The sequence below is a fragment of the Streptomyces sp. NPDC048417 genome (assembly GCF_040651615.1).
In the GTDB taxonomy this organism is placed as follows: domain Bacteria; phylum Actinomycetota; class Actinomycetes; order Streptomycetales; family Streptomycetaceae; genus Streptomyces.
Window position 1 is genome coordinate 236,051 of record NZ_JBEZKI010000016.1, and the last position, 19,907, is coordinate 255,957.

General features: G+C 71.3%; 24 protein-coding genes. 9 read left to right on the plus strand and 15 right to left on the minus strand.

What is annotated here, in order from left to right; all coding sequences use genetic code 11:
* Nucleotides 1-15: 15 nt before the first annotated feature.
* Nucleotides 16-429 carry an anti-sigma regulatory factor gene (locus AB0D59_RS25795; protein ID WP_020130755.1) on the minus strand — a complete coding sequence of 138 codons (414 nt, stop codon included), beginning with the start codon at nt 427-429 and terminating at the stop codon, nt 16-18.
* Nucleotides 430-700: 271 nt separating this feature from the next.
* The gene (locus AB0D59_RS25800) at nt 701-961 is read right to left on the minus strand and encodes a UBP-type zinc finger domain-containing protein (RefSeq protein ID WP_362569689.1); all 261 of its coding nucleotides are present in this window, start codon (nt 959-961) and stop codon (nt 701-703) included.
* A gap of 61 nt (nt 962-1,022) precedes the next feature.
* Here AB0D59_RS25800 and AB0D59_RS25805 point away from each other — a divergent pair, with 61 nt between their 5' ends.
* Nucleotides 1,023-2,618 (plus strand): Na+/H+ antiporter, encoded by a 1,596-nt coding sequence (locus AB0D59_RS25805; RefSeq protein WP_362569692.1) that lies wholly within the window; start codon nt 1,023-1,025, stop codon nt 2,616-2,618.
* A gap of 20 nt (nt 2,619-2,638) precedes the next feature.
* On the opposite strand, the gene AB0D59_RS25810 is transcribed toward AB0D59_RS25805, so the two are convergent.
* The gene (locus AB0D59_RS25810; protein WP_362569695.1) at nt 2,639-3,520 is read right to left on the minus strand and encodes a pyridoxal-phosphate dependent enzyme; all 882 of its coding nucleotides are present in this window, start codon (nt 3,518-3,520) and stop codon (nt 2,639-2,641) included.
* Nucleotides 3,521-3,553: 33 nt separating this feature from the next.
* The gene (locus AB0D59_RS25815) at nt 3,554-4,144 is read right to left on the minus strand and encodes an N-acetylmuramoyl-L-alanine amidase (RefSeq protein WP_362569698.1); all 591 of its coding nucleotides are present in this window, start codon (nt 4,142-4,144) and stop codon (nt 3,554-3,556) included.
* Between the two features lie 305 nt (nt 4,145-4,449).
* Here AB0D59_RS25815 and AB0D59_RS25820 point away from each other — a divergent pair, with 305 nt between their 5' ends.
* The 3 genes from AB0D59_RS25820 (at nt 4,450) to AB0D59_RS25830 (ending at nt 7,803) form a co-directional block, all read left to right on the plus strand.
* Nucleotides 4,450-5,856: a family 2B encapsulin nanocompartment shell protein gene (locus AB0D59_RS25820; RefSeq protein WP_362569701.1), complete on the plus strand. Its 1,407-nt coding sequence runs from the start codon at nt 4,450-4,452 to the stop codon at nt 5,854-5,856.
* A 113-nt stretch (nt 5,857-5,969) separates the two neighbouring features.
* Nucleotides 5,970-7,070 carry a family 2 encapsulin nanocompartment cargo protein polyprenyl transferase gene (locus tag AB0D59_RS25825; RefSeq protein WP_362569704.1) on the plus strand — a complete coding sequence of 367 codons (1,101 nt, stop codon included), beginning with the start codon at nt 5,970-5,972 and terminating at the stop codon, nt 7,068-7,070.
* A 400-nt stretch (nt 7,071-7,470) separates the two neighbouring features.
* A complete protein-coding gene (locus AB0D59_RS25830) occupies nt 7,471-7,803 on the plus strand; it encodes a DUF952 domain-containing protein (protein WP_362569707.1) in 333 nt (110 codons plus the stop codon).
* A 46-nt stretch (nt 7,804-7,849) separates the two neighbouring features.
* Here the strand turns inward: AB0D59_RS25830 and AB0D59_RS25835 are convergent, their stop codons facing one another.
* The 6 genes from AB0D59_RS25835 to AB0D59_RS25860 form a co-directional block, all read right to left on the minus strand.
* Nucleotides 7,850-8,590, minus strand: a complete 741-nt coding sequence (locus tag AB0D59_RS25835) for a VOC family protein (RefSeq protein ID WP_362569710.1) — start codon at nt 8,588-8,590, stop codon at nt 7,850-7,852.
* Nucleotides 8,591-8,609: 19 nt separating this feature from the next.
* Nucleotides 8,610-9,026 (minus strand): VOC family protein, encoded by a 417-nt coding sequence (locus AB0D59_RS25840; protein ID WP_362569712.1) that lies wholly within the window; start codon nt 9,024-9,026, stop codon nt 8,610-8,612.
* 89 nt (nt 9,027-9,115) lie between these two features.
* Complete coding sequence (locus tag AB0D59_RS25845; protein WP_362569714.1) at nt 9,116-10,447, minus strand: Clp protease N-terminal domain-containing protein; 1,332 nt, start codon at nt 10,445-10,447, stop codon at nt 9,116-9,118.
* Nucleotides 10,428-11,744, minus strand: coding sequence for a tetratricopeptide repeat protein (locus AB0D59_RS25850; protein WP_362569716.1), 1,317 nt, complete (start codon nt 11,742-11,744; stop codon nt 10,428-10,430). The genes AB0D59_RS25845 and AB0D59_RS25850 overlap by 20 nt, the downstream gene beginning before the upstream one ends.
* A 1-nt stretch (nt 11,745) precedes the next feature.
* On the minus strand, nt 11,746-12,114 hold the full coding sequence (locus AB0D59_RS25855) for a hypothetical protein (protein ID WP_362569718.1): 369 nt from the start codon (nt 12,112-12,114) through the stop codon (nt 11,746-11,748).
* A 112-nt stretch (nt 12,115-12,226) separates the two neighbouring features.
* The gene (locus AB0D59_RS25860) at nt 12,227-12,625 is read right to left on the minus strand and encodes a helix-turn-helix transcriptional regulator (protein ID WP_362569721.1); all 399 of its coding nucleotides are present in this window, start codon (nt 12,623-12,625) and stop codon (nt 12,227-12,229) included.
* Between the two features lie 106 nt (nt 12,626-12,731).
* On the opposite strand from AB0D59_RS25860, the gene AB0D59_RS25865 reads away from it, so the two are divergent.
* From AB0D59_RS25865 to ppk2, 3 genes are read left to right on the plus strand one after another with little or no spacing between them, the layout of a single operon-like run.
* Nucleotides 12,732-13,886, plus strand: coding sequence for an inorganic phosphate transporter (locus AB0D59_RS25865; protein ID WP_362569724.1), 1,155 nt, complete (start codon nt 12,732-12,734; stop codon nt 13,884-13,886).
* 14 nt (nt 13,887-13,900) lie between these two features.
* A complete protein-coding gene (locus AB0D59_RS25870; protein ID WP_362569727.1) occupies nt 13,901-14,131 on the plus strand; it encodes a hypothetical protein in 231 nt (76 codons plus the stop codon).
* A gap of 34 nt (nt 14,132-14,165) precedes the next feature.
* Entirely contained in the window at nt 14,166-15,080 is a 915-nt protein-coding gene (ppk2, locus tag AB0D59_RS25875) for a polyphosphate kinase 2 (protein WP_362569730.1), read from the plus strand.
* 232 nt (nt 15,081-15,312) lie between these two features.
* Here ppk2 and AB0D59_RS25880 read toward each other — a convergent pair whose 3' ends face one another.
* Both AB0D59_RS25880 and sodN read right to left on the minus strand, forming a co-directional pair.
* Nucleotides 15,313-15,537: a hypothetical protein gene (locus AB0D59_RS25880; RefSeq protein WP_362569733.1), complete on the minus strand. Its 225-nt coding sequence runs from the start codon at nt 15,535-15,537 to the stop codon at nt 15,313-15,315.
* 121 nt (nt 15,538-15,658) lie between these two features.
* Entirely contained in the window at nt 15,659-16,054 is a 396-nt protein-coding gene (gene sodN / locus AB0D59_RS25885) for a superoxide dismutase, Ni (RefSeq protein ID WP_055634112.1), read from the minus strand.
* 145 nt (nt 16,055-16,199) lie between these two features.
* Here sodN and sodX point away from each other — a divergent pair, with 145 nt between their 5' ends.
* Nucleotides 16,200-16,643 (plus strand): nickel-type superoxide dismutase maturation protease, encoded by a 444-nt coding sequence (sodX, locus tag AB0D59_RS25890; RefSeq protein ID WP_362569792.1) that lies wholly within the window; start codon nt 16,200-16,202, stop codon nt 16,641-16,643.
* Here the strand turns inward: sodX and AB0D59_RS25895 are convergent.
* Nucleotides 16,538-17,176, minus strand: a complete 639-nt coding sequence (locus tag AB0D59_RS25895; protein ID WP_362569736.1) for a CGNR zinc finger domain-containing protein — start codon at nt 17,174-17,176, stop codon at nt 16,538-16,540. The genes sodX and AB0D59_RS25895 overlap by 106 nt on opposite strands.
* Before the next feature lie 100 nt (nt 17,177-17,276).
* On the opposite strand from AB0D59_RS25895, the gene AB0D59_RS25900 reads away from it, so the two are divergent.
* Nucleotides 17,277-18,047, plus strand: coding sequence for a class I SAM-dependent methyltransferase (locus AB0D59_RS25900; RefSeq protein ID WP_362569738.1), 771 nt, complete (start codon nt 17,277-17,279; stop codon nt 18,045-18,047).
* Nucleotides 18,048-18,170: 123 nt separating this feature from the next.
* Here the strand turns inward: AB0D59_RS25900 and AB0D59_RS25905 are convergent, their stop codons facing one another.
* Nucleotides 18,171-18,971: an amino acid ABC transporter ATP-binding protein gene (locus AB0D59_RS25905; protein WP_362569741.1), complete on the minus strand. Its 801-nt coding sequence runs from the start codon at nt 18,969-18,971 to the stop codon at nt 18,171-18,173.
* Entirely contained in the window at nt 18,968-19,897 is a 930-nt protein-coding gene (locus AB0D59_RS25910; RefSeq protein WP_351705045.1) for an amino acid ABC transporter permease, read from the minus strand. The genes AB0D59_RS25905 and AB0D59_RS25910 overlap by 4 nt, the downstream gene beginning before the upstream one ends.
* Nucleotides 19,898-19,907 lie beyond the last annotated feature (10 nt).

Below are 19,907 nucleotides of genomic sequence, written 5' to 3' on the forward strand. Positions count from 1 at the left end.
GCCCGTCCCCGTTCCTCACGCCGGCCCGGGTCCCGCGCCGCGCTGTTTGTAGAGGCTGATCGTCACGGTCTTGTCCTCGTCGACGGCCGACGAGACCTTGCCCGCCAGGGCCGAGAGCACGGTCCAGGCGAAGGTGTCGCGCGAAGGGGCGTGGCCGTCCGTGGTCGGGGCGGAGACCGTGACCTCCAGCGAGTCGTCGACGAGGCGGAAGACACAGCTGAGCACCGAGCCGGGAACGGCCTGCTGGAGCAGGATCGCGCAGGCCTCGTCGACCGCGATGCGCAGGTCCTCGATCTCGTCCAGGGTGAAGTCCAAGCGGGCGGCGAGACCGGCCGTGGCCGTCCGCAGCACCGACAGGTAGGCACCCGCAGCCGGCAGCCGGACTTCCACGAAGTCCTGGGTCGCGGGCTCGCCTGCGATCTGGGACACCCTCACCTCCATGGTGGTACAAGCTTTTCGGGGCCGAGGGTCGCCCCCCGGGGTAACGCACTACGTTGTTCAGCGGTGACGCTACCGCGCTCCGAACTTTTCTGTCCCGGGACCCCAACCCCCTGGCGTCACTCACAGTAAACCTGTGGATACGCTCCGTGTCTAGGGGTCCGGCTTGCTCAATTGGGAAGAGCGCGCGCCGGGTTGACGTACCCCGGCGTCGAACCGTCGAACCGTCGCCACGACCGCCTTCGGCGGCCGTAGTGCAGTGTCACACGAGGACGTGGTCCACGAAGCACCAGCGCCAGTCCTCGCCCGGCTCGAAAGTCCGCATCACGGGGTGGCCGGACGTCTCGTGGTGCCCCGTCGCGTGTCTTCCCGGTGACGAGTCGCAGCAGGCGACATGGCCACAGGTCAGACAGAGCCGCAGCTGGACGGGGTGCCAGCCCCGGGCGAGACACTCCGGGCAGGTCTCGTTCAGTGGCTCGGGTTCCGGGTGCGGCAGCGCGCCGGCGTGCGTGCACTGTTTCATGATTGCCAGATTACGACGGCTGTGCGGGTGGCCGCGCGGAAAATGAGGGCGGGCGAGGATCATGGACGTGTTGCCACTGCTGTTGCTGGTGGCCGGAAGCGCGGCGATCGCCGGTGCGGCGCGGCGCACCCCGGTGCCGGCGCCCCTGCTGCTGGTCGCCGTCGGACTGGCGGTGTCGTACATTCCCGGAGTTCCCGACTACACGCTCGACCCGGACATCGTGCTGCCGCTGGTGCTGCCCCCGCTGCTGTACAAGGAGGGCACCGAGAGCTCGTACCTCGATCTGCGGGCCAACATGCGGCCCGTGGCGCTGCTGTCGGTGGGGTACGTGCTCTTCGCGACCTTCGTCGTCGGCTGGGCCGCCTATGAGATCGTGCCCGGGCTGCCGCTGCCCGCGGCGCTGGCGCTGGGCGCGGTGGTGGCACCCACGGACGCCGTCGCGGCCGCCTCGATCGCCCGCCGGGTGGGGCTGCCCTCCCGGCTCACCACGATCCTGCAGGGCGAGTCCCTGCTGAACGACGCCACCGCGATCACCGCCTACCGGGTGGCCGTCGCGGCCGCCCTCGGCGAGGGCGCCTCCTGGATCCACGGGGTCGGCGAGTTCCTGGTGGCCGCGATCGGCGGCGTGCTGGTCGGCCTGGTGCTGATGGTGCCGATCCACTGGCTGCGCACCCACCTCCAGGAGCCCCTGCTCCAGAACACGCTGTCGCTGCTGATCCCGTTCGTCGCCTACGGCGTCGCCGAGCAGTTCCACGCCTCCGGTGTGCTGGCGGTCGTGGTGGTCGCCCTCTATCTCGGCCACCGCGCCTGGGAGGTCGACTTCGCCACCCGTCTCCAGGAGGACGCGGTGTGGCGGATGGTCGCGTTCCTGCTGGAGTCGGCGGTCTTCGCGCTGATCGGACTGCAACTGCCGGTCGTCCTGAAGGGCCTCGGCGCGTACCAGGGCATCGATGCCGCCTGGTACGCGGTCGCCCTCTTCCTCGTCGTGGTCGCGGCCCGCTTCGTGTGGATCTATCCGGCGGCCTTCCTGCCGCGCATGCTGTTCCGGCGGATCCGCGAGCGGGAGGAGAACCCCACCTGGAGATCGCCCGCCGTCGAGTCCTGGGCCGCGATGCGCGGGGTCGTCTCGCTGGCCGTCGCCTTCTCGATCCCGCTCACCGTGCGGGACGGCAGTGACTTCCCGCAGCGCAACCTGATCCTGTTCCTGACCTTCACGACCGTCATCGGCACCCTGGTGGTGCAGGGCCTCAGCCTGGCCCCGCTGATCCGCCTGATGAAGTTCCCGCCCCGGGACGTGCAGGCCGAGACCCTCGCCGAGGCCAACGCCCAGGCGCAGGCGTCCCGCGCGGCCGAGAACCGCCTCGACGAACTCCTCTCCGACGAACGCAACGAGCTGCCGCCGCCGCTCGCCGACCGCCTGCGCGCGGTCCTGGAACGCCGCCGCAACGCCGTCTGGGAGCGCCTCGGCCAGACCAACCCCGTCACCGGCGAGACGGTCGACGACACCTACCGCCGGCTCTCCCGCGACATGATCAGCGCCGAACGCGCCGTCTTCGTCCGGCTCCGTGACCACCGCTACATCGACGACGAGATGCTCCGCACGCTGCTGCGCCGACTGGACCTGGAGGAGGCGGCGGCGTACCGGGAAGCGGCCTGAGATCCCAGGAGAGGCGCTGGTCAGGCGGTGATGACCGCCGCCACCCGCGTCCCGCGCCGCAACGCGCCTTCCGCTGCCAGCTCGACAAGCCCATACAGCAATTTGGCGACATACAACCGCTCCACCGCCACCCCGTGCCGGTCCTCGAAGTCCCGCGCGAAGTCGTCGAGTCCGGGCGTCGTCCGCGCGTATCCGCCGAAGTGGAACCGCTCGTCGAGCGACCAGTCCCCCCGACGCCCCCCGAACGCCTCTGTCTGGAGCCGCTCCGTCTCCCCCGCCAGGAACCCGCCCCGCAGCACCGGCACCCCCAGCGCCCGCTGTCCCGCGCCCAGCCCGGCGGCGAGCCCGGCCAGCGTGCCCCCGGTTCCGCACGCGATCGCCACCAGGTCGGCCCGTCCACGCAGCTCCTCGCCCAGGGCCCGGCACCCGCGTACCGCCGCCGCGTTGCTGCCGCCCTCCGGCACGACATACGCGTCCTCGGCCCCCGCCGCCCGCGCCAGACCGGCCAGCACCTCCGGCTCGGTCTTGCGCCGGTACATCGACCTGTCGACGAAGTGCAGACGCATGCCGTCGGCCGCGCACCGCGCCAGCGAGGGGTTCAGCGGCCGGGTGGCCAGTTCCTCGCCCCGGACCACGCCCACCGTCGGGAAACCGAGCAGACGCCCGGCCGCGGCCGTCGCCCGCAGGTGGTTGGAGTACGCCCCGCCGAAGGTGAGCACCGGCCGTCCGGCGGCCGCCTCGATGTTCGGGACCAGCTTGCGCCACTTGTTGCCGATCAGCTCCGGGTGGATCAGGTCGTCCCGCTTGAGGAGGAGCCGGACGCCCTGGCGGGCGAACCGGTCGTCGGCCACCTCCTCGAGCGGGGACGGGAGCCGGGGGGAAAGTATGTCGGCGCTGGTCACGCCGTCATTGTCACCCGCAGCGCGCACCGGGGCTCACTTCAGGCGGTCCCGGACGCGCTCGCGCAGCCAGCCCATGGTGAAGCCGCGGGGGTCCACCTTCCCCGGCTGCCACTCCGCGTGGCCGATCACCGACCGCTCGGACCAGCCGTGCCGTCGGCACACCGCCGCGGCGACCTTCTCGATCGCCTCCAGCTGGGCCTCGGGCCAAGGGTCCTCGCCGTCGCCCAGGTTCTCGCACTCGAAGCCGTAGAAGTGCCGGTTGCCGTCGGTGTTCGCCTCGTTGTCCGGGGGTAGGGCCTTCTCGGCGATCACGGCGCGCAGGACGTCGTCGTCGCCCAGTCCCGCGTGGTTGGCGCGGCCGTGGCCGACGAGATGGACCGTGCCGTCCTTGGTGATGACTCCGTGGCACAGCGGGCCGGGGAGGTCGGGGCGGCCGTCGTAGCAGATCCGGACCGTGTCCTCGGTGCCGTGGGTCACCGTGTGGTGGATCATCACGCCGTGGACGGGGCCCCAGGGCCCCTTGTGGTTCCGGTTGTGTTCTCTCCAGTCGCCGACCTCGACGACCGTGACGCCCTCGTTCCGCAACGCGTCGAGGAAAGCGCCCGCGGACATGGGTGGGGCCATGACCGGCTCCTTCGCTTCTGTACTGGCGTGCGTTTTTGCACTGGCTTGTGCCGAAACTTCTACCGAAGGCGCGGGGCCCGGACCAGCTCCCACGAGGGTGTTCGGATCGTGTACGAGTTGATCCGGACAAGTCGTCATATCCCGGGTCGGGCGAGCGATTATTCGCCCGGCATGCCCATTTGTTCGATGATCTATTCCCGCTCTTTCGGGTAATGGTCCCGGCACGCTCCGTGATGACAGGGTGGCCGGTGAGACCGATGCGTGGGCAGTTCGGCGTCCGCGCAGGTATGGGAGGGCATTTCCTTATGTCGGTAGGCGAAGAGGTCCGCACGGATCAGGGCAAGCCGCAGCAGTCTCTGGACACCGCGGCCGCGCGGAACCTGGCCACCACGACCAAGTCCGCGCCCCAGATGCAGGAGATCAGCTCCCGCTGGCTGCTGCGGACGCTGCCCTGGGTCGATGTCCAGGGCGGCACGTACCGGGTGAACCGGCGGCTCACCTACACGGTCGGTGACGGCCGTATCACGTTCCTGAAGACCGGCGACCGGGTCGAGGTCATCCCCGCGGAACTGGGCGAGCTGCCCATCCTGCGGTCGTACGAGGACCAGGAGGTGCTGGGGGAGCTGGCCCAGCGCTGCCGGCAGCGCGACTTCGCCGCGGGCGAGGTCATCGCCTCGTTCGGCAACCAGGCGGAGGAGGTCTATCTGCTGGCCCACGGCCGTGTCGAGAAGATCGGCACCGGCCCGTACGGCGACGACGCGGTGCTCGGCGTCCTCGCCGACGGCGCGCACTTCGGCGAGCAGGGCCTGATCGACCCGGACGCCATCTGGGAGTACACCGCCCGCGCGGACACGGCCTGCACCGTGCTGACCCTGTCCCGGCAGGACTTCGAGCAGGTCGCGGAGCGCGCCGACTCGCTGCGCGAGCACCTCTCGCAGCTGCGCGCGATCCCCGAGCAGCGCACCAACAAGTTCGGCGAGAAGGAGGTCGCCCTCGCGGCCGGCCACAGCGGCGAGCCCGAGATCCCGCACACCTTCGTCGACTACGAGGCCCGGCCGCGCGAGTACGAGCTGAGCATCGCCCAGACCGTGCTGCGCATCCACACCCGGGTGGCCGACCTCTACAACCAGCCGATGAACCAGACCGAGCACCAGCTCCGGCTCACCGTCGAGGCGTTGAAGGAGCGCCAGGAGCACGAGCTGATCAACAACGCGGAGTTCGGTCTGCTCAGCAACTGCCAGTACGACCAGCGGCTGCAGCCGCACGACGGCGTGCCCAGCCCGGACGACATGGACGAGCTGCTCAGTCGCCGCCGCGGCACCAAGCTCTTCCTCGCCCACCCGCGTGCGATCGCCGCCTTCGGCCGTGAGCTCAACAAGCGCGGACTGGTCCCCGAGTCCGTCGAGGTCGGCGGCAACCGCATCCCGACCTGGCGCGGCGTCCCGATCTACCCGTGCAACAAGATCCCGGTCTCCGACGCCCGGACCACCTCGATCATCGCCATGCGTACGGGCGAGGCGGACCAGGGCGTCATCGGGCTGCGCCAGTCCGGGATCCCCGACGAGATCGAGCCGAGCCTCTCGGTGCGCTTCATGGGCATCAACGAGCAGGCCATCATCAACTACCTGGTCACGGCCTACTACTCGGCGGCCGTCCTGGTCCCCGACGCGCTCGGCGTGCTGGAGAACGTCGAGATCGGCCGCTGGAGGTGACCTTTCCGCACTTGGCGGCCGTGTTCCCGCCCTCCGGGGCGGGTACACCCTCGGAGTACGTGCCGAGCCGGGGCGGAGACGCCACCGTATGCGCACTCCGCGAGGGGGAGGCCATGGCCGAGTTCGTGACGGAGCGGCAGCAGCGTGCCACGGGGGTGCCGCCGGACCGGCCCGAGTCCCTCGACGGGGCCGAGGCGGCGGCCATACTGGAGCGGGCCCGGGCCTTTGTCGACCCCGAACTGCGTACGGCCGTCGACTCGTTGCCCGGTTCGATGCGGCGGATCGCGCGCTACCACTTCGGGTGGGAACAGGCGGACGGCAGCCCGGCGGCCGGCGACGCGGGCAAGGCCATCCGGCCCGCCCTGGTCCTCGCCGCCGCCGACGCGCTCGGCGGACCGGCAGCCCACGCGGCCGCCGTACGGGCCGCGGCCGCCGTGGAACTGGTGCACAACTTCACGTTGCTGCACGACGACGTCATGGACCGGGACACCTCCCGCCGGCACCGGCCCACGGCGTGGACCGTGTTCGGTGACGCCGACGCGATCCTCGCCGGGGACGCCCTCCATGCGCTGGCCCTGCGGCTGCTCGCCGAGGACCCGCACCCGGCGTCCGGCCCCGCCGCCGCCCGGCTGGCCCAGTGCGTCCTCGAACTGTGCGCCGGTCAGCACGCGGACACGGCCATGGAGGAACGGGCCCCCGGCGAGGTCGGCCTCGACGAGGTGCTCGTCATGGCCGAGGCCAAGACCGGGGCGCTGCTCGGCTCCGCCTGCGCCCTGGGCGCGCTGTACGCGGGGGCGGCAGCGGAGGAGGTGGCGGCGCTCGACGGCTTCGGCCGGCAGGCCGGGCTCGCCTTCCAGCTGATCGACGACGTCATCGGGATATGGGGTGATCCACGGCGCACCGGCAAGCCGGCCGGCGCTGACCTGGCAGCCCGCAAGAAGTCCCTGCCGGTCGTCGCGGCCCTCACCTCCGGCACCCCGGCCGCGGCCGAACTCGCCGAGCTGTACGCCGGGCCACGGGTGCGGGCCGACGCCGAGGAGATCGCGCGTACGGCACTGGCCGTGGAGCGGGCGGGCGGCCGTGACTGGGCGCAGGCCGAGGCGGCCGACCGGATGGCCCTGGCGATGCAGGAGCTCGCCCGTGCCGTACCCGACCCCGAGTCGGCCGGCGGTCTGCTCGCGCTCGCCGAGTTCGTGACCCGGCGCAGCAGGTGAAGACCCCGGAGCCCCCGGAACCGCGCGGCTCCTGACCCCGCACGGTCCCCGGGGGCTCCGGCCCGACGGGTCCCGCACATCCCCACGGTGTGCGGGGCTCGCCGTTCTGCGCTGGGTGCCGCTGTGTTCCGCCGTTTTTTGAACGCGCAGAGCACCCGGCCCCGGCCTACGCTGGGGACATGGACAGCCAGGGCCAGGTTTGTCCGGTGTGCGGGCAGACCGTCGAACGTGTGGTGCGTCGGCACAAGACGCTGGGGGCGTGGGTTCCCGTCTGGGGGCCCGGCCCCTGCCGAAACCCCGACTGCGCCCAGAACCGCACGGAAGAGCGGCCGGCGCCCCCGCCCGCGCCGCCCGAATCGGACGATGCGAGCCCCGCTCGCTGACGCCGTAGCGTGCTCGTATGACCGGACTCCCGAACATCCTGCACATCACCGAGCGCTCCCTGTGGGACGAGGCCCGCGCGCGAGGCACCTACGAGCTGTCCACCCGCGGCCGCACCCTCCAGGAGGAGGGCTTCATCCACTGCTCCACCCGCGACCAACTCCCGCGCATAGCCGCCTTCTTGTACGGCTCCTACGAGGGCCCGGACGAACTGGTGGTGCTGGTCGTGGACCCGGCCCGGGTCGGCGTACCGGTGAAGTGGGAGGCGGCGGAGCTGGGCGGCGAGGAGTTCCCGCACGTGTACGGGCCGATCCCGGTCACGGCCGTGGTGGATGTGGAGCCCTGGGGTTAGTGCCGTGCCGGGCGTCGCGAGCCGGTGAACCTTTCCGGTCGCAGCACTAGCCCCGGCCCGGAAGGCCGCCGGTCTCCGGGGCCCGGCCGGTCAGGCAGTAGATGCCGCCCGCCGGGTCGCGCAGGACCGTCCAGTGCCGGCCGTCGGCCACGTGGACGGCGCCGAGTTCCTCGTGCCGGGCCCGGGTCGCCGCGATGTCCGCGCAGGCCAGGTCGAGGTGGGCGGCGGCGGGCCGCTCGTCGGCCAGCCGCTGGAGCAGGATCCGCACGGGCAGCCCGGCCGGTGGCCTGAGCACCCGGAACTCCGGCAGCGAACCGGTCAGCAGCTCCCAGCCGGTCAGCTCCGCCCAGAACGCGGTCTCCGTCTCGTACCCGGACGGCGGGATGTCGAGGCTGACCTGGTCGAGCCGGCTGCCCGCGGCGACCGGCGGCCGTACCGACTCCCCCTGCCAGGGCACCGCGCACCACAACTGCCCTGCGGGCGAGCGCAGTACGGCCCAGCCCTCGTGCTCGGCGACCGGCTCGGCGCCGAGTTCCCGGGCTCGCTTCACCAGGCCCGGCACGTCCTCCACGCAGAGGTCCAGGTGGGCTCCGCCGGGGCCCGAGTCGACGCCTTGGAGCTTGACGCAGGCGTCGACGCCGGTGGCCGGCAGCAGCGTCACGAACTCGTCGTTCTCCCCGCGGGGTGCGGAGAGGAAGGTGCCGGTGACGGCCGTCCAGAAGGCCTGGGCGGCGGCGAGGTGCGCGGCGGGGCGGTCGGCGAAGGCGTACGTCCAGCGGATGGTCATGGACGGGATCGTAGAGGTGCTAATTGTCCCGGCGTTCCGTGAAGCGCAGCAGGTTGCCCGCCGGGTCCCGGAACGCGCAGTCCCGTACGCCCCAGTGCTGGTCCATCGGTTCCTGTATCACGTCACCGCCGTGTTCCCGCACCCGCTCGTAGAGCGCGTCGCAGTCGGTCGTGGAGAAGATCACCCCGCGCAGCATGCCCTTGGCGAGCAGCTCGGCCATGGCCTGCCGGTCGGCCGGGGAGGCGTCCGGGTTGGCGCCGGGCGGCTCCAGCACGATCTCCACGCCCGGCTGCTGGGGCGACCCGACGGTCACCCAGCGCATCCCCTCGAACGCCACGTCGTTGTGGACCTCCAGGCCGAGGACGTCCCGGTAGAAGGCCAGGGCCTTGTCGTGGTCGTCGACGGCGATGAAACACTGCGCGAGTTTTACGTCCATGGGGTCAGGCTAGGAGGAAACGGCCGGCCGTGCCGGATCGGCTCATGGCCTCGGCTCATAGTCTCGGCTCATGGCCTCAGCCCGGGGCCTCAGCTCATGGCCCAGACGTAGGGGTCGTGGCCGGGGGGCGGGCCGGCCTGAGCGGTGGGGGCCGGGGCGCGGATGCCCGAGGCGGCGGCGAGGGCCTGGGTGACATGGGCGGCCGTGACGGCCGGCGCGCCGTCCGGGGGTGCGTCCGCGCGGGCGGCGTGGGCCCGGGCCAGGGCCGCCGCCTCGTCCAGGAGGTCGAACGCCGAGCCCGGCAGCGCCCGGTCGGGCATGTGGTCGTGGGCGAGGGCGGCGGCCGCCACCAGTGCCTCGTCGGTGAGGGGCACCCCGTGGTGCTCCTCAAGGCCCGCCCGCCCGGCGCGGAGGATCTCGCGTACGTCGGCGGCGGGCGGCTCTTCGAGCGGGACGGGCTGGACGAGGCGGTCGAGGCCGGGGTCGGGGTCCCGGCGTTCGTAGTCCCTGGGGCCGCAGTCGCCGAAGACCAGGACACCCGGGGCTGCCAGGAGCGGGCGGAGCAGACCGAGAGGGGTGGTGGTGCCCTCGGGCAGGTGCAGGGGGGTGAGGGCGCCGGTCAGGTAGAGGACCAGGCCGGTGCTCTCCCCGACCTCGTCGAGGAGGCCGGCGATCAGGGCGGTGCCGCGGGCACGGTGACGGGGGTCGGTCAGGACGGCACTCAGGTCGAGGGCGCGGACCCGGTGGCCGAGGAGGACGTCCGGTACCCGGCCCTCGCCGACGGCCCGGGCGACGCCCACGGCCACGGCCTCCTTGCCCACGCCGGGCGGGCCGGTGAGGAGCGGGACCCGGCGGTCTCGGCGGGTGAGGGTGCGCAGGACCCGGTCGATCTCGGTGGCGCGGCCGATGACGGGCATGGCGCCGGCGGCCGGATCCCGGGTGAGGGACTCCAGCAGGGAGTGGGCGGCCGGACCCTCGGAGGGGGAGTCCGGCGGGGCGGGGGCGTCCGGGGTGGTGAAGGACGCGCGGACCCGCCCCCGGTCGACCTGGTGTTCCGTGAGGATGTCCGCCGGCAGGGTGTGTGCGGTGGCCAGCAGCGCAAGCAGGATGTGAACGGGCTGCACGAGCCGGTGACCGAGCCGGTCGGCCTCCCGGGGCGCCCGCTCGAACACGGCGGTGGCCTCACCGGTCAGCGGCAGGTGGTCCCCCGGCTCGGCCGTGCCCCTGCCCAGCGCCGTGGTCAGCGCCGCGCGCAGCCCTTCGGCGGGTGTGCCGAGCAGCCGTACGACCTCGGTCTCGTCCGCGACGAGCAGCGCGAGCAGGACATGCCCGGACTCGACGTACCAGTGCTTGAGCGCCCGTGCCTCCTCGCGCGCGAGGCCGACGACCTCCCGCGCCCGGTCACTGAACCTCTCGTACATGGCTCACCCCCGCCAGGTCCGCCCGGGCCCTTCGGGTGTGCGGGTGCTCCGCGCCCAGCAGCCGCTCCCGCACCGCCACCACCTCCCGCAGCAGCGCCAGGGCCTCCTCCCGGCCGCCCGCCAAGGCCAGGTTGCGGGCCAGCAGATGCCGGGTCCGCAGCGTGTGCGGATGTTCCGTGCCCAGCACCCGACCCCGGTCCGCGAGCAGCACCCGGAGCATCCCGACCGCCTCCTCCCGGTGCCCCGCCTCGCCGAGGTTGACGGCGAGGAACTGCCGGGTGCGCAGGGTGTCCTCGTGGTCGGGGCCGAGCAGCCGCAGCTGTTCGGCGAGGAGCCGGCGCAGCAGCCCGGCCGCCTCCACGGGGCTGCCGGCGCCGCCGAGGCTGTGCGCGTGGGACTGGCGGCCGCGCAGGGTGTCCTCGTGCTCGGCGCCCAGGATCCGGGTCTGCTCGTCGACGATCTCCCGGAGCAGCGCGGCGGCCCCCGTCCAGTCCCCGGCCCGGCCCTGCTCGACCGCGGCCGTGTGGCGGCGGCGCAGCTCGGGTCCGGCGGTGGTGCCGAACGCGCGGTTGATACCCAGGGCGATCGAACTGGCCGTGCCGGCGCCCCGGTTGCGCGGGCTGGGCAGGCCCTCGGCGGCCATGATGGCGCTCAGGCGGCGGTAGAGGTCGTCGACCGTGAGCAACTCGGGCCCGCCGACCACCCCTTCGCGCAGCAGTCGTATCAACCGGCCGGAGAACGCGGTGTGCTCCTCGTCGGGGAGGGCGAGGGCGACCTGGTCGCGCTGGGCGGAGGTCAGGACGTAGGTGCCGGCCACCTCCAGCCGGTCGATCCGCCCGGTGTCGCCGCTGAGCGAGTCGCCGACGGCCCGGCCGGAGAAGCAGCAGTCGAGGACGACCACCTTGGTCCCGGCGGGCGAGTCCAGGACGGCGTCGCGCAGCTTGTCGTACTCCAGGGAGTTGAACTCGGGCGCCTCCCAGCGGCTGTCCGGCAGCGCCAGGTACAGGGCGTGGCGGCGGCCGGCGACCAGGCCGTGACCGGCGTAGTAGACCAGCAGCAGGTCCTCGGCCTCGGCGACGGCGGAGCGCAGCCGGTCGCCGACCGTGCGCAGGTCGCCGTCGTCGAGCAGGACCGTGCAGTGGCTCTCGGGGACGAGCCGGTACGCGGGCTCGGTGAGCAGCCCGGCGAGGTCGGTGACGGTCCGCTCGACGGCTGGCAGGTCGGGCAGTGCCGGGTCGCGGTAGCGGCTCGCGCCGATCAGGACGACCCGGGAGCGGTGGGGGTCGGGGAGGCGCATGTCACCCGTCCTGTTCCGGCCGTTCCTCCAGGGCCTGCCGCAGGATCTCTTCGATGTCCTCGCGGCTGACCCGCTTGGCGTCGATCTCGACGGCCGGCCCGTGCTCGTGCTTGACGCTCAGTTTCACGTCGCTGCGGCGCGGCTGGGTGAGCCAGGCGCGCAGACAGGAGGCGAGCACGGTGAGCGGGCCGCCCGCGCCCAGCAGCACGGACACCGTGTCGAGCGGGCCGCCCAACCGGCCCTCGGCCGGGGCGCCCCCGGTCAGCCGGACCTTGCCGGCGAGCGCCGGCTCACCACTGAGCCAGTCGGTCAGGGACTCGGCGTCCGCGACCGGGGCGGGGCTCAGAACACAGATGATCGCAGTTGCCACGGATCCCCCCGATGCGTGCACCGACCTAGCCCGAAGCGTCCAGAGACCTTGTCGGGCAACGGTGTTGACCTTGACGGCCAGTGTAGGGCCGGGGCAGCGGAAAGCGAGCGGGTCAGTACGGACGGCGACGGGGCCTGGTGAACGTACGGGCCACACAGGACGGGATCACCGTGCTCTCCTGATGGTCCCGCGCCCGGTACGCGCTCGGCGTCTCCCCGACCAGCTCGGTGAACCGCGAGCTGAAGGAGCCCAGCGACGTACAGCCGACGGCCATGCACACCTCCGTCACCGAGAGGTCGCCGCGCCGCAGCAGCGCCTTGGCCCGTTCGACCCGCCGGGTCATGAGATAGCTGTACGGGGTCTCCCCGAATGCCTTGCGGAAGCTGCGCTGGAAGTGCCCCGGGGACATGAGGGCCGTCCGCGCGAGCTCGGTCATGTCGAGCGGCTCGGCGTACTCGCGGTCCATGCGGTCGCGCGCCCGGCGCAGCCGCCTCAGGTCCTCCAGGGTCATGGCCTCAGCATGGCATGCACATCACGCACATGGACCGGGTCTGTTCTTGAGCCTTCGTTTCCCTCCGGTTCTCGCGCAATTGGTCCGCACTTGTTTGCATAAAAGAATGGACCACATCACGTTCCTCGTGGCGGTCGTGATCGTCACTGCACTTGCTTTCGACTTCACCAACGGGTTCCACGACACGGCGAACGCGATGGCCACGTCCATCGCGACCGGCGCGCTGAAACCGAAGACGGCAGTTCTGATCAGTGGTGTGCTGAACCTGGTCGGAGCCTTCCTCTCGACGGAGGTCGCCAAGACGATCTCCGGCGGCATTGTGAACGACGCCAAGGTGACCCCAGCGATGATCTTCGCGGGGCTGGTGGGTGCGATCCTCTGGAATCTGCTGACCTGGCTGGTCGGACTGCCCTCCAGCTCCTCCCACGCCCTGTTCGGCGGGCTGATCGGCGCGGTGTGGGTCGGCGCCGGCTCCGGCGCGGTCGACTTCGGAAAGGTTCTCGAGAAGATCATCATCCCGGCGTTCGCCTCGCCGGTGGTGGCGGGCGTCGCCGCGCTGATCGCGACGTACTGCGCCTACAAACTCACCGCCCGCGGCCGCGAGGGCTCCGTGACCAAGGGCTTCCGGCTCGGGCAGATCGGCTCGGCTTCACTGGTCTCGCTCGCGCACGGCACCAACGACGCCCAGAAGACCATGGGCATCATCACCCTGACCCTGATCTCCGTCGGCGCGCTCCCGGGCGACTCCGGCCCGCCGGTCTGGGTGATCTTCAGCGCCGGTCTCGCCATCGCCCTCGGCACCTACATCGGCGGCTGGCGGATCATCCGCACCATGGGCAAGGGCCTGACGGAGATCCAGTCCCCGCAGGGCTTCGCGGCGGAGACCGCCTCCACGGCCGTCATCCTGACCTCGGCCCACATGGGCTTCGCCCTGTCCACCACGCAGGTCGCCTCCGGTTCCATCCTCGGCGCGGGCCTCGGCCGGCGGCTCGCGGAGGTCCGCTGGGGCATCGCCGGCCGCATGGTGGCCGCCTGGCTGGTCACCCTGCCCTGTGCCGCGCTGGTCGGCGGAATCTCCGCGGCCGCGGTCAAGCACGGCGGCAACTTCGGCACGGTCGTGGTCGCGCTGGTCGGCGCCGCGCTCGCGGCGGGCATCGTCCTGCTGTCGCGTCGCAACCCGATCGACGCGAAGAACGTCAACGACGGCCACGAGGTCGCCATCCGCACCACGCCCCCGTCCCACGTCGGCACCGCCGCCTGAATGAGGGAGTTCCCATGAGTATCGACTGGACCTCACTCGGCCAGGTCGCCGCGGTGAGCATCGGAGTTACATTCGCAGTGGTGGTCGTCTTCGCCTTCGGCGTCCTCGGGCTCGCCCGCTACGAGGGGGCCAAGGAGCAGGGCGGCACCAGCACCGTCGGCGTCGCCCAGGCAGGGCTGTGCTTCCTCGCCTGCGCGGCGGTGGTGGCGTACGGCATCTACCTGATCGTCCCGCAGTTCCACTGATCCCCTGCCCCACCGAGCCGCTGAGGAGGACTGGATGACGACGCCGGACCTGCTGTCCGACCTGGCCGACCTGGCCCATCTGACGGTCGACTACAGCGACCCCGACGACCCCGTACTCATCCGCCCGGACGGATCCCCGATCGACACCTGGCGGGAGAACTACCCGTACGCGTCCCGGATGGAGCGCAAGGAGTACGAGTGGCACAAGCGGCTCCAGCAGATCGAACTGCTGAAGCTGCAGACCTGGATCAAGGAGACCGGACGCCGGATCGTCATCGTCTTCGAGGGACGGGACGCGGCCGGCAAGGGCGGCACCATCAAGCGCTTCACGGAGCACCTGAACCCCCGTGGCGCGCGGGTGGTGGCGCTGGAGAAGCCCACCGAACGCGAGAGCGGCCAGTGGTACTTCCAGCGCTACGTCGAACACCTCCCGACGGCCGGTGAGATCGTCCTCTTCGACCGGTCCTGGTACAACCGGGCCGGCGTCGAGCGGGTCATGGGCTTCTGCTCGGACGACGAGTACCGGCGCTTCATGCGCCAGGCGCCGCTGTTCGAGCGGATGCTGGTGGACGACGGGGTGGACCTCGTGAAGTTCTGGTTCTCGGTCTCGCAGAGCGAGCAGCGGACCCGCTTCACCATCCGCCAGGTCGACCCGGTACGGCAGTGGAAGCTCAGCCCGATGGACCTGGCCTCACTGGACCGGTGGGACGACTACACGGCCGCGAAGGTGGCGATGTTCCGGGAGACGGACACCGAGTACGCGCCCTGGACGGTGGTCAAGAGCAACGACAAGAAGCGCGCTCGGGTCGAGGCCATGCGCAGCGTCCTGGCCCGCTTCGACTACGCCAACAAGGACGAGGAGGTCGTCGGCAGTCCGGACCCGCGGATAGTAGGTGCGGCGGCGGGCCTCCTGGAGGCGGGCGAGGACGACCACGACGGCCGTCACTAGCACCGGCGACAGGGCAGGGGCCGACCGGATCTCCGGTCGGCCTCTTTGCTTGTGAAACCGAGTGCACAAGCCTCGGTGCGGGGCCCCGGGATCCTCCGCATGATCCGCGCGACGCCCTGCGGACCGGAGTGCCGCGGAGGCAGAGCGGGGCGCGCGGCACCGGACGGCGGCCGTCCGCCCACTACGTCCGCCGACTCCGGTCACCGGCACGACCAGGGCGCAGAAGCACGCCTCAGTCGTCCATGGCGTCCGTGATCTCGTCCTGGAGTCTCTTCTGCTCCCGTGCGCTCAGCGAGGCGCCGTCGGTGACGTGGAGGGCCCAGGGAGTGTCGCACCGGCCCTCGTGGTTCGGGTCCGGACAGATGGTCTCGGCGAAGCGGTCGGTGAGGGCTTCCACCTGCTCCGAGGTGGCCTCAAGGGCGGTGACCACCTTCCAGAGGCGAGGCGCGTCACTCATGCCCGAGCCCTTCCGGGAGGGAGACCGTCAGCTGCGGCCGGGGAAGACGACCGCACCCGGACCGCCGTGGACGCCATGAGCGGCGGCCTGCGGGCCGGGTGCGGACAGGTGGACCGGAAGGTCAGGCCTTCTTGGTCTCCCAGAAGATCTTGTCGATCTCGGCGATGAGCTCGAGGGCCTTCTCGCCGGTCTTCGGGTCCGTGGACGCCTTGGCGGCGGACAGGGCCTTCAGGGTGTCGTTGACCAGCACGTGCAGCTGGGGGTACTTCTCGAAGTGCGGGGGCTTGAAGTAGTCGCTCCAGAGCACCGACACGTGGTGCTTGGCGAGCTCGGCGCGCTGCTCCTTGATGACGGTGGCGCGCGCCTGGAAGTGCGGGTCGTCGTTGGCGGCCATCTTCTCCTGCACGGCCTTCACCGACTCCGCCTCGATGCGGGCCTGGGCCGGGTCGTACACACCGCAGGGCAGGTCGCAGTGCGCGCTGACCTTGACCTTGGGGGCAAACAGGCGGGAAAGCATGGAGCATTCCTTCCTCGTGATCGTCTTCTCAGGTGGGACATTACTCCCTGGGAAGCCTGATTTCGCGAGTGCCCCCATGGGCTTAGGACAAAAGTCCAGGGTCAGACTGAGACTGGTGGAGGAACGGACCGGGGAGGTGCCGGCGATGCCGGAGCTGTCGCAGGAGACCGAGCGGGGGAGGGGCGCCGCGCCCTTCGGACTGGCCGAGGTGACCGGCCCGTCGATGGTGCCCACGCTGTACCAGGGGGATCAGCTCCTGGTGCGGTACGGGGCCCGGGTGAGGGCCGGTGACGTCGTCGTCCTGCGCCACCCCTTCCAGCAGGATCTGCTGGTCGTCAAGCGGGCCGTGGAGCTGCGCGAGGGCGGCTGGTGGGTGCTCGGGGACAACGCGTACGCGGGCGGGGACAGTACGGACTACGGGACCGTGCCGGAGGAGCTGATCCTCGGCCGCGCCCTGTTCCGCTGGCGGCCGCTCAAGGCCGGTCAGCGTTCGCCGCTGGCGCTGGCCCGCTGGGCGTTCTCGGCGGCCCGCCCGGTGCTCGCCGACCGCTCGGGCCGTTCCGCCTCCAGGCGCTTGCGGGCCCGGTAGGCGGCCACGTTGGCGCGGGTCGCGCAGCGGTCCGAGCAGTAGCGCCGGGAGCGGTTGGTGGAGGTGTCGAGGTAGGCGTTGCGGCACGGCGCGGCTTCGCACAGGCCGAGCCGGTCGACGCCGTACTCGGTGAGGTGGAAGGCCAGGCCCATCGCCGCGATCGCCGCATAGCCGGCGGTGGCGTTGGAGGGGTGGTCGGCCAGGTGCATGTGCCACAGCGGGCGGCCGTCCTCGTCCCGGTTGTCGTGGCCGGAGATCTGCGGCGACACCGGGAATTCGAGCAGCAGTGAGTTCAGCAGGTCCACGGCGAGCGTCTCGTCGCCCTTGTCGGCCGCCTCGAAGACCGCGCGCAGCCGGGCCCGTACCGAGCGGAAGCGGGTGACATCGGCGTCGGTGGTGCGGCGGGCCGCCGACGCGTTGACCCCGAAGAGGTCGCGGACGGCCTCGACCGAGGTCAGAGAGTCCTTGCCCCGGGCCGGTTCCTCGCTGTTGACGAGTCGGACGGCGTAGTCCGAGTAATAGGCCAGTTCCACTTGTAGTCCTTACGGGGGTGCTCTACGGTCAGTGGTGCGGTCGGGTAACAGCCGGTCGTGCTTCCAGGGTATTACGGGACTTGTGCGGCGGAGGGTTGCCATGACGGACACGCAGACGACCACGACCGGGGCCGACTGGGGCGCCTGGCAGAAGAGCTGGGACCGGCAGCAGGAGTGGTACATGCCGGACCGCGAGGAACGGTTCCGGATCATGCTCGACATGGTCGAGGCGCTCGTGGGTACGGCTCCGCGGATCCTCGACCTCGCGTGCGGCACCGGCAGCATCACCGCCCGGCTGCTCGCCCGCTTCCCGGCGGCGGTGAGCGTCGGAGTCGACCTCGACCCGGCCCTCCTCGCCATCGCCGAGGGCACCTTCGAGGGCGACGGGCGGGCCACGTTCGTCACCGCCGACCTCAAGGACCCCGAGTGGCTCGCGAGGCTGCCGTACGACTCGTACGACGCCGTCCTGACCGCCACGGCCCTGCACTGGCTGCACAGCGAACCCCTCGCGGCCCTCTACGGTCAGGTCGCGGAACTCGTCCGCGACGGCGGTGTCTTCATGAACGCGGACCACATGATCGACGACAGCACGCCCCGGATCAACGCGGCGGAGCGGGCGCAGCGCCATCTCCGCATGGATCAGGCCAAGGAGTCGGGGGCGCTGGACTGGGCCGAGTGGTGGCAGCTGGCCGCGCAGGACCCGGTACTGGCCGGACCGACGGCCCGCCGGTTCGAGATCTACGGCGAGCACGCGGAGGGCGACATGCCCTCGGCGGCCTGGCACGCGCGCGTGCTGCGGGAGAAGGGGTTCGGGGAGGCCCGGGCGGTGTGGTGCTCGCCTTCGGACACGCTGCTGCTCGCGGTCAGGTAGGCGCCGACGGAGCCAAGCGCCGAAGCCCGAAGCGCCGAAGGGGCGGTACGAGCATCCTCGTACCGCCCCTTTCCCGTCCGTACCGCGACTTCGCGTGGTACCGCGAGGGAATCGTCGTACTCGCTACAGCACCTTCGACAGGAACGACTTCGTGCGGTCGTGCTGGGGGTTGGTCAGGACGTCGCGCGGGTGGCCGGACTCGACCACCACGCCGTCGTCCATGAAGACCAGGCTGTCGCCGACCTCGCGGGCGAAGCCCATCTCGTGGGTGACGACGATCATCGTCATGCCGTCCTCGGCCAGGTCCCGCATCACGTCCAGGACCTCGCCGACCAGCTCCGGGTCGAGCGCGGAGGTCGGCTCGTCGAAGAGCATCAGCTTCGGCTGCATGGCGAGGGCGCGGGCGATCGCGACGCGCTGCTGCTGGCCGCCGGAGAGCTGCGCCGGGTAGTGGCCCTTGCGGTCGCCGAGGCCCACCCGGTCCAGGAGCCGCTCCGCGCGCTCCCGGGCCACCGCCCTGGACTCGCGCTTGACCTGGACCGGCGCCTCCATGACGTTCTCCAGGGCCGTCATGTGCGGGAAGAGGTTGAAGCGCTGGAACACCATGCCGATGTCCCGTCGCTGCGCCGCGACCTCCTTCTCCTTCAGCTCGTAGAGCTTGTCGCCGTGCTGGCGGTAGCCGACCAGACGGCCGTCGACGTACAGCCGGCCGGCGCTGATCTTCTCCAGATGGTTGATGCACCGCAGGAACGTGCTCTTGCCGGAACCGGACGGGCCGATCAGGCAGAACACCTCGCGCGGCAGCACCTCCAGGTCGATGCCCTTGAGGATGTGCGACAGTCCGAACGACTTGTGCACGCCCTCGGCCTTGACCATCGGGGCGCCGCTGCTCGGCGGGGTGATGTCCTTGGCGAGAGAGCTCATCGGGCCACCTCCGGGCGGCGGAACGAACCCCACTGGGCCAGATTCTTCCGCAGCCGCTGCAGCGGGGTGGGCGGGAGGTTGCGCGAGGACCCGCGGGCGTAACGGCGTTCGATGTAGTACTGGACGATGCTGAAGATCGTGGTCAGGAACAGGTACCAGATGCAGGCGACGAAGTACATCTCGACGACCGCCAGCGAGGTGCTGGAGATGTCCGTGGCCTTCTTGATCAGCTCGGGGAGCTGGACCGCGTAGGCCAGCGACGAGGTCTTCAGCATGTTGATGAACTCGTTGCCGGTCGGCGGGATGATGACCCGCATGGCCTGCGGGAGGATCACCCGGCGCAGCGTCTGGCTCTGGGTCATGCCCAGCGCGTGCGAGGCCTCGGTCTGCCCCTCGTCGACCGACTGGATGCCGGCGCGGACGATCTCCGACATGTACGCGGCCTCGTTCAGGCCGAGTCCCAGCAGGGCGGTGAGGACCGGCGTCATCACCTGGTTCATCTCGTCCTTGTAGAACCCCAGGTTCAGGATGGGGAAGACGAGCGCGATGTTGTACCAGAGCAGCAGCTGGACCAGGACCGGGGTGCCGCGGAAGAACCAGATGTAGAACCAGGACACCGTGCTGGTGACCGGGTTCGACGACAGCCGCATCACGGCGAGGACCACGCCGAGCGCGACGCCGAGCACCATGGCCAGCACCGAGATGTAGAGCGTGGTCCAGGCGCCGGAGACGATGCCCTGGTCGAAGAGGTAGTCGGGGATGACGCTGTAGTTGATCTTCGCGTTGGAGAAGGCGATCCCGATCAGCACCACGAGGGCGACGACCACGACGCCGGACACCCAGCGCCCGTAGTGGCGCACCGGGATGGCCTTGATCTGCTCCGGCGGCACGGACGGCGCCGGAGTCTTGTCGACCGTGTCAGTCACAGTGACGGCC